Source organism: Alteromonas sp. K632G, assembly GCF_017653625.1.
Classification (GTDB): Bacteria; Pseudomonadota; Gammaproteobacteria; order Enterobacterales; family Alteromonadaceae; genus Alteromonas; species Alteromonas naphthalenivorans.
Map to the genome: position 1 here is coordinate 1 of NZ_JAGGDM010000011.1, position 14,866 is coordinate 14,866.

Sequence of the window (14,866 nt, forward strand, 5' to 3'; positions counted from 1 at the left end):
TCACGACTAAACCGGATCGTCAAACTGATCGTTTAGTTTCCGCCAACTGGTCAATAAATATTCACGATCTCACCCTGGTTCAGAGGGCGGCATTCCTACGAAGCTTGCTAAGGTCATCGCCAATAATGGTCACCCTACGTTAGCCATTGCTTATTTCAAAGCCGATATGCTTCCCAAAGAATTAGAAGAAATTCCCCTCTCCTATTTCGAAAAAGCGACAGCTTGGCTAAAACAAAAACACCCTGCGCGAAAACATATCACGCTCATCGGATGGTCTAAAGGCGCCGAGTTGGCGTTGCTGCTTGCGTCCCGCGACACTGTATTTGATCGTGTAATCGCGATTGCACCAAGCTCAGTGGTGTGGGCAGGCATTCTAGATGATTGGCAAACGGTACCTGGCTCAAGCTGGAGTCACAACCAAAAGGGATTACCCTTTGTTGCCTTCAATCCAACCGGACCTGTTGAAGGGTTGTTAGACCTATATACCCAATCTTTACAAAATAGAACGGATGGAGGAAGTGCGACAATCCCTGTTGAAAATATTCGCGGAAATGTTGTGCTTTATTCGGGGGGAATGGATGAAATATGGCCGTCCTCTTCTATGGCGGCTTCAATCTGCCAACGTATGATAGAAAATGAACGGTCTCGTTGTAAGCATATTGATTACCCAAAACTAGGCCATCTGTTAGATTACAAGATGCTTAACGCCTCAGAAGACTTGTACAGACACTTTGTAAACAGCATCGCCGGCAAACAATAAAGAATAATTCTCTAAATCGACCTAGGGTTGGTTCAATCCAATTCAAATACGCTACAGTGGCGAGCTAGACAAACAGGGACTGAAAGTTGAAAAAAGTTGCGATTATAACTGGGGCTAGTAGAGGTATTGGTGCCGCTACCGCTTTTACGCTATCTAAAAAGGGTTACCACGTTTGCATTAACTATTTGAAGAATGAAAACCTTGCTAAAGCTTTATGCACTTCAATTAACAGCAGTGGCGGCGTTGCAATTACTCATAAAGCGGATGTCTCAGAAGAGGCAGAAGTTCAAAGCATGTTTAACAAGGTTAACGCTGAGTTCGGCACCGTTACGCATCTGGTGAACAATGTAGGTGTGCTTTTTACAAAAACTGCATTTTCAGAAATTAGTGCCGAGCGCTTCACAACAATTCTGACTATTAATGTACTAAGCGCTTTTCTTTGCTCGAAAGCTTTTGTGAAACAAGTTCAATATGATGGCGCCATTGTGAACGTTTCTTCTGTTGCATCTCGAACAGGAGCCCCGTTTGAATACGTAGACTATGCTGCATCGAAAGGTGCTATGGATACGCTTACTACCGGAATGTCATTAGAGCTTGCTAGCCAAAATATTAGAGTCAATAGCGTGCGCCCAGGCTTTATTGCCACCGATATACATGCAGACGGAGGTGAGCCAGATCGCGTAAATCGCCTAAGCTCACAAATTCCGATGGGACGCGGAGGCAATACACAGGAAGTAGCAGATGCTATCGCATGGTTATTATCAGATGAAGCATCTTACGTTACAGGTTCATTTATTGATATTGCGGGTGGTAGATAAGTTAGAATAATCACAGACTACATTTATGCGATTAATACGCAGTAAAAAATTCGAGTGAATTTCTCCTTGATAGATAAAAGCTATCTCCAAATATTATTGCTAACTATAGCCAATTATTTAAGCTACAAGCGTGATGATATCACATAACAAAAATCGCAATTTGTATTACAGTATCTGTTTTTTAACGCATTTATGTGTTTCGTTTATATTTTTACAACGTGCAGAAACGTTGCTGGCGTTTTGCGCAAAAGACGAAACCGTTTTAAAATTTGGTAACCAGCTTTAAAACCAACTCAACGATATTCTAAAAGAGAGGTATACATTATGTTTACTAAAGAGATGGTGCATACTGCGCTACAAACGTGGTGCGACAATGTTGTAAAAGTTGGGAAAGTACATACCGAAGGTGGAGACGTGCAAGCGTTCTCTCTTCAGGTGCTCTCTGACAGCTACGATTATGACAATGGTCATGTTTTGTTTAAACCTACCTTGACGTTTGGTCGGCAAACGTTCCGCCCTACGAAAGAAGGCGCGCTATCATATTTTGTGGGTGGAAACAGCGATTACCCCAACGACAATGGTTTTAAGCTCAAGCCTTGGGTGAAAGTATGGTACAGCAAAGAAGACTTTATTCTTAACGGCGAATTAGCCATTGTGCAGTGTAATGTTCACTTTATTGGGGATGACGACAGTCACATTTTTGTGAATAAAAGCTTTGTCTTTAAGCAATGTGACGATGGCAAGGTGCGTATCATTTTGCATCAATCCTCACTACCTTATCAGCCATAAGTAGATTATTGAACATTAACCCAGCGCGTTGCATGTTATCAAAAGATAAAGGCAACGCGGTATTAGCGCTATCGATTACGTCTGTTATCTTCGAACTCACTTTCAAGCATGCCTTCACGCTGATTGACCGGAAGCATTTGCTGGTCAAATTCACTATGAGGATTGGTTTCGTTATAAGCCAGTGGTTCATTTTCGCAATTGAGTGAATTCGTTAAAACTGCTACACAAACTGACTTCTCGGCTTTGGCACTAGGATCGTGACTAAAAGTACAAGCAGACAGTGTGGATAATGCGCCCAGTGCCACTAACCATAAAGCTGCGCTTCTTGTAACTGAACCGGTTATCGTCACACCATGGTGTGTAATCATTGTAAGCCCCTAAATTAACTAACGTTATTTACCAATTTGGTATACAATATTTAGTTCTCTTTGAGTACAATATCATTTTTAAATTGGGCGATAAAGCGCTTTGAAATAACCCTGTTTTAGATACATATCCTGGCCACCAACGATAGTTTATCAATATTTATTGATAGGCCCTCGTTCACAACTTCGAAACCATATCGGTTATTATGACAAAGTAATTAACAATGGGTATATTTTCCTTTATATTCAATAAAGGCTATACATAGCCAAATTTCAATGGAAAGGGATGAAATGAACGTAGATAAAAAAGGATCTTTGGTAGTTGTAGGTACAGGTATTACTGTATCTGGCCAAATGACCTTAATTACGGAAAGCCTACTTAAAACAGCTGATATCGTATTGAGCGTTGTAACACAGTCGGCGCTAATCAATCTGCAAATGATTAACGCGAATGTGGTGTGTTTACGTCACCTTTATGAGCAAGGCAAATCTCGGGCACTCACCTACCAAAAAATGACGCAACGCATTGTTGATGAAGTCAAGGCAGGAAAAAAGGTGGTGGCGGCGTTTTATGGTCACCCTGGGGTATTTGTAAATCCCTCACATGAGGCCATCAAACAATTAAAAGATGAAGGTTATGATGCCGAAATGTTACCAGGGATTTCTGCCGAAGACTGCTTGGTTGCTGATTTAGGGCTAGATCCCGCACATTATGGATGTCAGTCGTATGAGGCGACTCAGTTTCTGCTTAGGCAATACACCTTAGACCCTCATATGATGCAGATTATCTGGCAGATTGGCAGTATCGCCGATTTCACGCATAACAAACACCGAACATCGCACCCAGGCTTAATGCAGCTTAAAAATGAATTGTTGAAATATTTTTCTCCTCAGCACACCATTATAGTTTATGAAGCCTCTACCATCCCCATTGCAGCTCCTCGAATAGAATACCTTGAGCTAAAAGATTTAGCGGCAGTAATACCAAAACCTATCACTACGTTGGTTATCCCTTCTAAAGGATTACCAGATTTTGATATGAAATCGATGGCAGAACTAGATTTAACCCCTGCCCTTTTTGAACAAAAGTTGTTTGGCTAAAACGTAAGTTTCTAACTACATAAAATAAAGGAATAAAAAATGAACGATTTGTTAGTAAAGTTTTTGATTGCTATGGATAAAGATGAAAAGTTGAAACAACAGTATGTCAGCGATCCTAAGGGTACTGCTGAAGCTTTTGGTTTATCTAACGAAGATGTCCAAATATGCGCAAAAAACGATGTTGCAGCGATAAAAAACCGATGTGAAGCTGAAGGCGCAGACAACTTAGAAATCAGTCACTCTAAATAAGTTGATACTGGCTATATGGATTTAATTTTATGAGATTGTGGTGTCTTTTGTGGGTAGTGCTTTTAGCACTGCCCAGTTTTTCTGTGTTTTCTCAAGACGTAACTGTCGATATTGAGAAGGTATTGCAAACTGCCGATAAGAATGTATTTGTTAACCCCACGCTCGCAAAGAAACTCCTTAATCAAGCCGAAAAGTATCTAGCAGACAAAGACCTTCCAGCCTATGAAGCTCACTTGCTTAACCTAAAAAGTCATTCGTATATTCTTGAGGGTAATTATAAGCTGGCTTATGAAATGGCCACCCAGGCAAAAAAACTAGCCACAGAAGCTAATAACCAATTGCAACTTGCCGAAGCGTTAAGACGACAAGGAATAATCACTTATTTCTTTGATTTATATGGTGAATCTCTAGAGTTACTGCTTAACAGCCTGAGTATTCATCAGTCGTTAGACACCAGCTACATACAAAACACGCTACAAGCTATAGGGAATTTGTATGCTAAATCCAATCAATGGGCCGATAACTTAATAAATACAGGTGAACAACTGGTCGCCGAATCAATTAAACGCGGCAACACCTATTACGAGGAACAAGGCTACGGTTTCATTGTGTCTGGCCTACTGGCTAAGGGAGAAATAGAGCAAGCGAAGTCGTTGATTGACCGAGTAAATACTAACCCCGACAAATTCGCGCCAATCTTAAATTTCTATTTGGCAAAAACTTACCTGCAATTAGGTAACCATGAAGAAGCGCTTGCGGTTACGGAAAATATTATCGATCATGCAATTGCTGGGAAGCATCGCCAACGTGAGCTAGCGGGGCTGACATTGCAGTCAGAGGTTTTACTCAAATTAGAGCGCATTGATGAAGCCACCCAAACGGTTTTGAAGCTCTTATCCATTGCACAAGATTTAGACATTACTGAATATCAGTATGAAGGCTTAAAGATGCAAGCCAATATTGCGCTACTTAAGGGCCAATATCGCGATGCCTATCAATTTCTTTTGCAACATTCAGAATTGAAGCAGCAGGTCTTTGATACCCGCCAATCGGAGCAACTAGCGTTTAACAGAGCCCGTTTAGAAACCGATCAAAAGATACAAAAAATTACTGAATTAGAACTTAGTCAACAACTGTCAGAACAAAATAGTACGTTTCAGGTGTACATCATTGTCACTATTTGCTGCGTCGCTATTCTTTTATTTTTTATGTTTGTTATTACGCTTAAACAGAAGCGAGAATTGCGAGAGCTTGCGTTAAACCTACAAAATGCCACCGACGCGAAATCAGAATTTTTAGCCCGTATGAGCCACGAAATTAGAACACCAGTGAACGCCATAGTGGGGCTTACAAAGCTAACGCAAAAATCTGTTGTTAATGAAGAGCAGAAAACCAATCTATCCCAAATTGAACAGTCGTCACAAACCCTACTAGGGGTAATTAACGATGTGCTAGATTTTTCAAAAATTGAAGCGGGAAAACTTAATATTGAATCTGAGGTTTTTGAACTCGACAAGCTGGTCGAGCAAGTCATTCGGTTACACGGGATAAATGCTAAAGAAAAGCGTATTGAATTGTTACAGTACGTGGCAAGAGACGTTCCCCTTCAAGTCTCTGGTGATGCCCTGCGTATTGAGCAAGTGCTGAATAATCTGCTAAGCAATGCCATTAAGTTTACTGACGAAGGGATGGTATTCGTATCGGTTAATAAAAAATACTCTGAACACGGCGTTTTACTTGAGTTCTCAGTAAAAGATACGGGAATTGGCCTTTCAACAAATCAGATAGAATCACTGTTCGATGCCTTTACGCAAGCTGATGAATCCATTACCCGTAAATATGGCGGAACGGGGTTGGGCTTATCAATTTGTAAGCACCTTGTTTCGCTAATGGGCGGGGAAATATGGGTAGAGAGTAAGCTTGGTCAAGGCGCTACTTTCTTTTTCACTGTGTTAGTTGAGCAGCATAATCAACTGCCACAACCCACTACGTTAGGAAACCTAACGTTATCCGACTTAAAAGTGTTGGTGGTTGACGACACTATGCTTTCAAGACAAGCAATAGCGGAAGCGTTACTGCGCATCAATATTAACCCAGATTTGGCCACTGGTGGTAAAGAAGCGCTTATGTACCTGCGTACCGCTGTGGCAAGTAATGTACCGTATGATTTAATCATTATTGATTGGAAAATGGCGGACATTGATGGCATCGAGTTAGCCTCAATTATTAATCAAGAGTTCAGTCAAGGTAAGCCTAATATTGCGATGTTGTCAGCTTATGATATTGAATCACTTAAAACCCTCGGGCGACCAGTGGGCGTAGAGTACTATCTACAGAAACCGGTTAATAGTAGCTCGTTGCAGAATTGCTTACTGAGAATGTCTACTCGGGGCAAACCTCAAATGGCATCGTTAGAAAGTGAAGCTAAAGCGTCACCCGATTTTTCTGATAAAAATATCCTTTTGGTAGAAGATGATGCGATAAATCGTAAAGTTGCCAAACTGTTTTTAGCCGATACTAAGGCCAAGGTCAGTGTTGCAGAAAATGGCTTAATTGCTATGCAAATGTTGGAGCAAGAGAACGTTTTCGATCTTGTCTTGATGGATATGCAAATGCCTGTGATGGACGGGTTAACTGCTGCTCAAAAAATCAGAGAAGAGTTAAAGCTAGATGTTCCAATTGTGGCGATGACAGCACACGCTATGCAAACAGAGATAGAAAAAAGCTTCGCCGTGGGCATGAATGCGCATATTGTAAAACCCGTTAAGCCTGAGTATTTGTATCAGGTATTAAGTGAGCAGTTTGTAAAAGAAACTTAAGCCTAACATTTAGAAAAAAACGAGCCTCAACAAGCTCAATAACAACCTTAAATTTAAGAACACATACACAAACAACGCTAGGAAAAAAAAGCGGTTAACCTGTTTTAGGTTAACCGCTTTTTATTTATGTTTACGTGTTAGCTGTTGAGTTTTAGGCGTTAGCAAAAGTACACACCTAAATTTCAGCGTTGTTGAAATAAAACTATATAGGTGAACCCGGTGGCAACGGCTTCACATCAAACGCCCCAGACCAATGACCTGATTTCCAGTAAGTATCGAAGTACTTATGCAAAACTTCATCAGCGTCTCTATCGCTATCATCATCTAGCCATTCATCGAACTCAAGCAACGCACTGTGCATCGCCATTTTAGCTTCTGGTGCTAATGCTGGGTTTGTTACGGCTTTCATTATGGCATTCAATGCAACTAACTGTAGACGTGAAGCAACCAAATCGCGCTTAGCCCCGCGTTTGTGTTTAGCGCGATACCAATGCACGTTTAATATCTGGCGTACTAGCCCTTCCACACCCACGAGTGCTTTTGTTCGGCTACTTTGCCACGCTAAACGATTCAAACGCTCTGGGTGTAGTAATAACGACAATGCAAAATCACTGGCAGAGGCAGCTGCTGATACTGGGTCGAGCATAAGCCCCATTTTTCCCTGAAAATGCTCACGGGTAACATCATCACCGTACGCAGTGGGCGGAATGAGTGCTAATACGCTTTCAGGAATAGTTAAATAAGGCACGGTAGTGGCAGTAATAAGCTGCTGCATGGCACGTTGCTGTACCTGTGGTGCAACGTCTTGCTGACCTTGTGGCGTGGTGTAATCGCCCTTACGCTCGTATTCGTAAATCAAGCCTCCCACTTGTTTTGCTACCGCTTCTAATTGAAAGCGATGAAGCAAATAAATTGGCACTAACGCATTTTCTAGTGACGACAAGCTAGCATTGGGTTTCAGTGTATCCATTCCCAGTTGATCAAGCGCATGCCGCCTGACCGCGGAGATTTCATCGAAAGCATCTAGCGGATCGGCACCGTTTTCCCACATGTGTCCGTTTGCCGAACTATGACGTGAACTTCGGGTATCAGAATCTGACTTAAATGCCAGTCCTTGATTACGAGTTTTAACAATTTGCTTAGCCAAACCTTCGGCTTCTTCATTGAGAGAACCAAATTCTTGATAGCCATAAACAATAGCGTGTTTATCCCAGGCACCTATGCCCTTTTCGTAAGCCCCTTCAAGGCTAATTCTATCGCCTTTTAGGGTAATGCGCGGGTGTGGATAATCCATCACGGAAGCCAAGTCGTTTTCACTGGCCGCAAAATTGTGTGCTATGCCCAAGGTATGCCCTACTTCATGGGCAGAGAGCTGCTTGATGCGATCTAACGCCATGGCTTCTTGTTCAGGTGAGCTAGCATTGTCACCAGAAAATGGGCTGGTAAGCCCTAGTGCGATTAAATAGTCTTGGCGAACACGCAGTGAGCCCAGCGTCACATGGCCTTTAATAATTTCACCCGTGCGAGGGTCGACCACGGACGAACCATAAGACCAACCTCGGGTAGCCCGATGCACCCAGTTAATCACGTTGTAACGTACATCCATGGGATCGGCATCTTGGGGCAACACTTTCACCTGAAAGGCATTTTGATAACCTGCCGCTTCGAAAGCTTGGTTCCACCAGCTGGCGCCTTCTTTTAATGAGGACATCACCGGTTCTGGAATACCTGGGTCTAGGTAATACACAATAGGTTCAACCGCTTCGCTCATAGGCGCATGTGGTGATACCTTGGCGAGACGGTGGCGTGTAATAAAGCGCTGCTCCGTAGGCTCATTAATTGCCGTAGAGTAATCGAAATAGCGGAATTTCCAATAACCTGAGTAGGGATGATAAGCCCGTGGTGTATAGCCATCGTCAGGTAATGCAACAAATGAATGATGAAGGTGTACCGAAAGGTTTTCTGCATCTGGCGCGACATCTGTCAAATAGTTACCCGGCTTGCTGCCAGCAAACGTGACTAAAGCTTCAAGCTCGGTGTTTTTCTCAAACCCCTTTGTGCGCGGTAAATATACTCCGCTACGGCTTTTGTCTGCTTTAAAGCTGCCTTGTTTTTTAGCTGCTAGCCGGTTACCGATGCCGTGAATATCGCTGAACAAGAAAGGTGTGTAGTCGATTAAATTCGCATTATCACTTTTCGCAACTATCACAAAACCTGCTAATACCGAACTTGCAAAAGCTTCACTAATACTTTGTTTTTCAGCAGCGCTGCCATGGGCTGCACGGTACTTAGTATTTAACTGCTTCAGCATCAGCTTATTGCCAAAGCGTTCGAAGGCAATTAAGCGAGTGCGCCCTAACTGGCCTCTATCTAAACCAATATCGTTAGAGCCTACGCCGTAAGGTAAGCTGCTTTGAAATAAAAACTGCTGCTCATCATTAGGTATCGATAAATACACTTTGTCAGTTTCATCATCATAATACACGGGGATGAGGCCATCTTTGGCTGACATCTCTTTGGTAAATTCGCTAATGGTGGGTAACGCTGCCCACACAGGTGTCGCGAAAACAGCAGACACGACCACAACCATGAACCACCGTATAGCGCTGCACGAGAAGCGCTTCTCAACCCTAGCCTTTTTATTACTTTGTTTGTTTTCGACCAACACGACTGATTTCCTTTTAAATAACGCCAACGCTGTATTTTACTTTTTATATCATCTCAACTTATACCTTATCTACCCTATCGTAAGTGTTTGATTATGCATATGGCTATTCATCGAAAAACACTGACTATTGCGTGAATTTTTAATGGGTAAGGTTCTAACCTAGTCGCAGATGGTTAATGCTTGTATTGATTGCTATTAAAAATCGCGACTAGAACCGCTATTGGTCATTGCAGCTGGCTAACGCTACCTGCTTTTGCTATTAGATATGGCGACTTTGTTGGAAATTAGGTTGGCACAATTGATATAGTACGGGGCATTGTTACCCCACGTTGTAAGAAAGCATGTTGAAGTACGCTACTCGAGCCACCACCCTATCCCCTTTTTTAGCCATGGCCTATGGTGAAAAAGCCACTGCGCTTAGCAATCAAGGACACGATGTTATTCGGTTAAACTTGGGTGAGCCTGACTTCGGCGCGCCCACGCCGGTTGTTGAGGCTATGAAGCAGTCGTTGTCTCAAGCTGATTACCCGTATACTTCAGCATTAGGCTTACCTGAACTTCGTAGCGCCATTGCCCAGTTCTATAAAACTCAGCACAACGTTGATATTCCAGCTTCGCGCATTGTAGTTACCGCTGGCGCATCAGCGGCTTTATTATTAGTGAGTGCAGCGCTCGTTGAGAACGGCGATAAGGTAATACTTGGCGATCCTTCATACCCTTGTAATCGTCGATTTTTAAACACCTTTGGCGGCGAAGTTACGTTAGTGCCGACTTCTAGCAAGCAACAATTTCAGTTAACCCATGACGATGTAACACACCATTGGGATAGTAAAACCAAAGGCGTGCTTATCGCTAGCCCGGCTAACCCAACCGGCACCGCTATTGCAGAAAAGGAACTATATAGTATTGGTGAAACCTGCAAGCAAAATGATGGATTTCTTATTGTTGATGAAATCTATCTCAACTTAGATTTACGCGATAGCTCGCCTTCTGCTGCAAAGCAACCTGCCCCACTTAACACGGTTTTGGCGAATGAGCGCTTGCACAACAATACTATTGTGATTAATAGCTTTTCCAAATACTTCGGTATGACAGGCTGGCGCTTAGGTTGGTGTGTGGTACCCGAGGGTATGACCCAAGTTATGGAGCGATTAGCACAAAACCTATTTATTTGCCCCTCTACCCTAGCCCAGCAAGCTGCGCTAGCGTGCTTTACATCGGAGTCACTTGCCCAATGTGAACAGAAAAAAGCACAACTGAGAACACGTGCTTCGTTTGTGCTGGACGCCATTGCAGACATGGGCTTAAGTATTGACGCGACACCAGATGGTGCGTTTTACGCGTACATCAATATTGAACCTACTGGTCTTACCGCCATTGAGTTCTGTGACCGTTTATTAGAAACCGAATATGTGGCATTAACACCCGGTGACGACTTTGGCGAACATAATGCTACTCGTTATGTAAGGCTGTCGTTTGCCACAGAGATAAGCCGTTTAAAAGAAGGCTTAACCCGTATGAAACGATTTGTTAAACCCTACCTTCGCTAACCGCTATTTATTCGCCTCTGTCTATTTTGTTTTAGCAAGTACTGCGCATTAAATACTGGGTGGTAAATTACGTGTGCATTCACACCCAAATCAATACTCAATTATTACCTAAAAAAATAATTTAACCTGAATGGATTGCGTATATTGGTTGCACGTAAGTTTTCCATGAAAAATAAAATAGGACACGATATTTATGAGTGATCAACGGGAATTCGATGTAGTCATTTTTGGTGCTACGGGCTTCACTGGTAAATTGGTAGCTGAATACTTCCAAAGCCAGTATGGCAGCGACAGCAGCGTAAAATGGGCTATTGCCGGGCGCAACGAAGCCAAGCTTGCGGATGTTAAAGCCGAATTAGATATTAGCGAAGATGTGGTAAGTATTATTGCAGATGGTGATGACGACGCTGCACTAGATTCGCTGACTAAGCGCACATCAGTGGTATTAACCACGGTAGGGCCTTACCAAATTTACGGTGAAAAATTACTCTCTGCCTGCGTTGACAACGGCACGGGCTATACCGACTTATGTGGTGAGCCTGCGTGGATGCACCAGATGATCAACAAATATGAAGCCAAAGCAAAAGATACTGGTGCCAATATTGTTTTTTCGTGTGGGTTCGACTCTGTACCTTTCGATTTGGGGGTTCACTTCTTACAAGAACACGCTAAAAAGCAAACCGGCGCCGCGATTGAATACGTAAAAGGCCGTGTAAGAAAAATGCAGGGTACGTTTTCAGGTGGTACAGCAGCCAGCTTAAAAGCTACTATGGTAGCAGCACATAAAGACAAATCGATTATGTCTGCACTGATTAATCCGTTCTCGCTTGCTGATGCTAACCAAAGTCACCCACAGCCAGATGGCACCAAGCCATACTACGACGAGTCTTTAGGTTCGTGGGCTGCGCCATTTATTATGGCGGCTATTAATACCAAGAACGTACACCGTTCTAATTACTTGGCAAACTTCGCTTACGGCAAAACCTTTCAGTATGATGAGATGATGCTTACTGGCCCTGGCGAGAAAGGCGAAGCGATGGCGAACCATGTTGCCCAAGACAAATCATTAGGTGGTGAGGGTGGCCCTAAGCCTGGTGAAGGCCCAAGTAAAGAAGAGCGGGAAAATGGGTTTTACGATGTTATGTTTATCGGTGAAGCAACTAATGGCGATACCCTTGCGGTATCAGTAACTGGTGACAAAGACCCGGGTTATGGCTCAACCAGCAAAATGATTTCAGAATCTGCCCTTTGCCTTTGTAAAGATGTGTCACTTTCTGGCGGCTTCTTTACACCTGCATCTGCATTGGGTGATAAGTTGATTTCTCGCCTCACTGAAAAAGCAGGGCTTACGTTTAACGTAGAGAAGTAAATTTCTTTTTTAAAGAAAAGCTTTTGAAACGCCGCTGCGGCTCGCCCTGCACGCGGCGTTTTTGTTTTTCGAAGGTTTGCTCTTTATCCCTCAGCGACATTTTTATTTGTAAGCCCTTCTACTGTTTTCCTTTCTGCCCTTCTCAGTTACTTAAAGCAAAAATTGTCAACAAAGTGTAAAGATTTGAACAGATTTCGTCTTATTCACTCCTAATCTTTGAACAACAAGATGCCTGCCCCCTCGCCGCTCCTTGCCCTCGGTATGCAAACGTCTGAAGAAATTAAAAGTAATTATAAATGCTTCAAAGGATTTGAAGGTTCAAATAGCAATCAATCTCCCCATTTTTTTAATGAGCATGTTTGTTTTTTAAATAAGCAGTTACAGGACATATTATGAAAAAATTAGCGTTTTTAGCCGTTACGTTAAGCAGCTTATATGGCTGCGGTTCAGACAACAACGACGATGAGCAAACCACTAATGCCACATTAACATCCCCTGATGTTGATACCATTTCTGATGCAAATAATGATGGAAACAGCGATGGATAAGTAGGGTCTATTCCGCTTATTTGCTTATGTATTAGCTTCTGTATTAGCTTCTGTATTAGCTTCTGTATTAGCTCATTACCTTTTATCTATCAGTGCACCAAAATTGCCGAGTTGAAGTATACAAAGTAAGACTTAATTAACCTTATCGGCTTTTCTGCTACCTACCGATGAGAAAAAAGTAAAGGAGAATACTATGGCTAAGCAACACGCAGCCCAGATTAAGAACGACGACACGTATGAAGCGCTTCGGAATAAAGGCTACAGCAAAGAAAAATCGGCCAGAATTGCCAACGCGCAAGCCAACGATGAGCAATCGCCCTCGAAAAAAGGTGGTGAAAGTAAAAAATATGAAGAACGTACCAAGAAAGAGCTTTACGACAAAGCTAAAGAAGTAGGTATTTCAGGTCGCTCAACCATGAGTAAAAGTGAGCTTATTGATGCGCTACGACATCATTGATACTGCATTGAGGGTGCTTTACTAGAGAAAGCGTATTTTGAATGCTAATGCGTATTAGTAAAGGTAAGGTAAAAAGCCGATGGTTTTGCTGTTGTCGTACCCCATAGAGGTATCAACAAAACCACCAGCATTTAGTCTTTATATTGCGTTACAAACTTATGCTAAAACCGTTTTTAATGCTTTTACGCACGCATCCGTTTCTTCAGGAATACCTACACTGATTCGTGACCATGTGTCGTAGCCAGGCCATGTACGGCCAACTACTTTAATTCCTTGCGCTTTCATTAACTTTGCAAACTCGTCGTGCGGCATACCGGTATCCATATAGATGAAATTGCCTTGCGGGTTTTTCGCATAAGCCTGGCCTAGCGATTCAGCAGCGGCCGTTAGCTTCTCACGTTCTACTTTTACCCTTGTACGCATGGTATTTAGGTTTGCATGATCTTCCATGCTAGCCATACCCGCAACTAATGCTAAGTAGTTCACACCACCCATACGCAACATGCCACCTAATTGTTTTGCTTGTTCAGCGGGTAGAATGGCATAACCTAAGCGTTGGCCTGCCATGGCATGAATTTTAGAGAAAGTGCGGCAAATAACCACATCATGCCCTTCGGCCACTAACTTTGATTGTACATTAGCTGGATAAGCGTCTGACATTTCGATATACGCTTCATCGATAAATACCTGCGCCTTTTTAGATACCCGTTTTGCAAACGCGGTAAGCTTAGCCGCATCTACCACTGTACCCGTCGGGTTATTAGGGTTACAAATATATACGGCAGTGGTGTCTTCAGTAACCGCAGCTTCAATCGCGTCTAAATCGAAATTCATATCAGCATCTAGCGGAACGTAAGTTACGTCAGCGCCCATGAATTCTGCGCCACGAGGTACACCCTCGTAAGTAGCCATAGACGTTACCAGTTTATTACCATTTTTTGTAATCCAATCGGCGTAGCCAAATAAAATGGGAGAAGAGCCATTGGTAACAATAATTTGATCTTCAGATACCCCTTCTTGTGCAGCAATTTTGCTTTTAAGCACATCCACCGTTGCATCTGAATAGCGTGCTAAGTTGAATAATTCACCTTGCATGGCATCTACCGCTTTAGCTGAAGGGCCAAAGGCGTTTTCATTAGACGATAAACGAACAAGGCCGTCGCTTACATTAGGGGTAGCAGTAGGAAAGTGATCCGTTTTCATACCTGCTGCGCTAAGTTCTTTAATACTAGAGTCTACGCATGCTGTTAGTGCAACTGCACCTGCACCTATACCTACTGACTTTAACCAATTACGACGTGATGAGTTAACTGATGGATTATTTTTTAATTCTTGTTTCATTTGCCACTATGCCTAATAAGTACACCGAACTT

The 14,866-nt window shown here is 42.7% G+C and carries 13 protein-coding genes; 10 read left to right on the plus strand and 3 right to left on the minus strand.

What is annotated here, in order from left to right; all coding sequences use genetic code 11:
- Positions 1–166 precede the first annotated feature (166 nt).
- From J5X92_RS11850 to J5X92_RS11860, 3 genes are all read left to right on the plus strand, one after another.
- Positions 167–760 carry an acyl-CoA thioester hydrolase/BAAT C-terminal domain-containing protein gene (locus J5X92_RS11850; protein WP_208805814.1) on the plus strand — a complete coding sequence of 198 codons (594 nt, stop codon included), beginning with the start codon at positions 167–169 and terminating at the stop codon, positions 758–760.
- Positions 761–846: 86 nt separating this feature from the next.
- Positions 847–1,578, plus strand: a complete 732-nt coding sequence (locus J5X92_RS11855; RefSeq protein ID WP_126873226.1) for an SDR family oxidoreductase — start codon at positions 847–849, stop codon at positions 1,576–1,578.
- A gap of 324 nt (positions 1,579–1,902) precedes the next feature.
- The gene (locus J5X92_RS11860) at positions 1,903–2,367 is read left to right on the plus strand and encodes a hypothetical protein (RefSeq protein WP_208805815.1); all 465 of its coding nucleotides are present in this window, start codon (positions 1,903–1,905) and stop codon (positions 2,365–2,367) included.
- Positions 2,368–2,435: 68 nt separating this feature from the next.
- Here the strand turns inward: J5X92_RS11860 and J5X92_RS11865 are convergent, their stop codons facing one another.
- Positions 2,436–2,735: a hypothetical protein gene (locus J5X92_RS11865; RefSeq protein ID WP_013783703.1), complete on the minus strand. Its 300-nt coding sequence runs from the start codon at positions 2,733–2,735 to the stop codon at positions 2,436–2,438.
- Positions 2,736–3,023: 288 nt separating this feature from the next.
- Here J5X92_RS11865 and J5X92_RS11870 point away from each other — a divergent pair, with 288 nt between their 5' ends.
- The 3 genes from J5X92_RS11870 to J5X92_RS11880 are packed head-to-tail and all read left to right on the plus strand — an operon-like array spanning position 3,024 to position 6,901.
- A complete protein-coding gene (locus tag J5X92_RS11870; RefSeq protein ID WP_126873228.1) occupies positions 3,024–3,833 on the plus strand; it encodes an SAM-dependent methyltransferase in 810 nt (269 codons plus the stop codon).
- Positions 3,834–3,872: 39 nt separating this feature from the next.
- The gene (locus tag J5X92_RS11875) at positions 3,873–4,082 is read left to right on the plus strand and encodes a hypothetical protein (RefSeq protein ID WP_129738965.1); all 210 of its coding nucleotides are present in this window, start codon (positions 3,873–3,875) and stop codon (positions 4,080–4,082) included.
- A 29-nt stretch (positions 4,083–4,111) separates the two neighbouring features.
- Entirely contained in the window at positions 4,112–6,901 is a 2,790-nt protein-coding gene (locus tag J5X92_RS11880; protein ID WP_208805816.1) for a response regulator, read from the plus strand.
- A gap of 202 nt (positions 6,902–7,103) precedes the next feature.
- Here the strand turns inward: J5X92_RS11880 and J5X92_RS11885 are convergent, their stop codons facing one another.
- Positions 7,104–9,491, minus strand: coding sequence for a zinc-dependent metalloprotease (locus J5X92_RS11885; protein ID WP_244360725.1), 2,388 nt, complete (start codon positions 9,489–9,491; stop codon positions 7,104–7,106).
- Between the two features lie 422 nt (positions 9,492–9,913).
- On the opposite strand from J5X92_RS11885, the gene J5X92_RS11890 reads away from it, so the two are divergent.
- The 4 genes from J5X92_RS11890 (at position 9,914) to J5X92_RS11905 (ending at position 13,493) form a co-directional block, all read left to right on the plus strand.
- Entirely contained in the window at positions 9,914–11,119 is a 1,206-nt protein-coding gene (locus tag J5X92_RS11890; protein WP_126873232.1) for an aminotransferase class I/II-fold pyridoxal phosphate-dependent enzyme, read from the plus strand.
- A gap of 193 nt (positions 11,120–11,312) precedes the next feature.
- Positions 11,313–12,488: a saccharopine dehydrogenase NADP-binding domain-containing protein gene (locus J5X92_RS11895; protein ID WP_208805818.1), complete on the plus strand. Its 1,176-nt coding sequence runs from the start codon at positions 11,313–11,315 to the stop codon at positions 12,486–12,488.
- 392 nt (positions 12,489–12,880) lie between these two features.
- Positions 12,881–13,036: a hypothetical protein gene (locus J5X92_RS11900; protein WP_208805819.1), complete on the plus strand. Its 156-nt coding sequence runs from the start codon at positions 12,881–12,883 to the stop codon at positions 13,034–13,036.
- A gap of 193 nt (positions 13,037–13,229) precedes the next feature.
- Entirely contained in the window at positions 13,230–13,493 is a 264-nt protein-coding gene (locus J5X92_RS11905) for a Rho termination factor N-terminal domain-containing protein (protein WP_126873385.1), read from the plus strand.
- Between the two features lie 156 nt (positions 13,494–13,649).
- On the opposite strand, the gene J5X92_RS11910 is transcribed toward J5X92_RS11905, so the two are convergent.
- The gene (locus tag J5X92_RS11910) at positions 13,650–14,834 is read right to left on the minus strand and encodes a histidinol-phosphate transaminase (protein WP_208805820.1); all 1,185 of its coding nucleotides are present in this window, start codon (positions 14,832–14,834) and stop codon (positions 13,650–13,652) included.
- Positions 14,835–14,866: the final 32 nt, after the last annotated feature.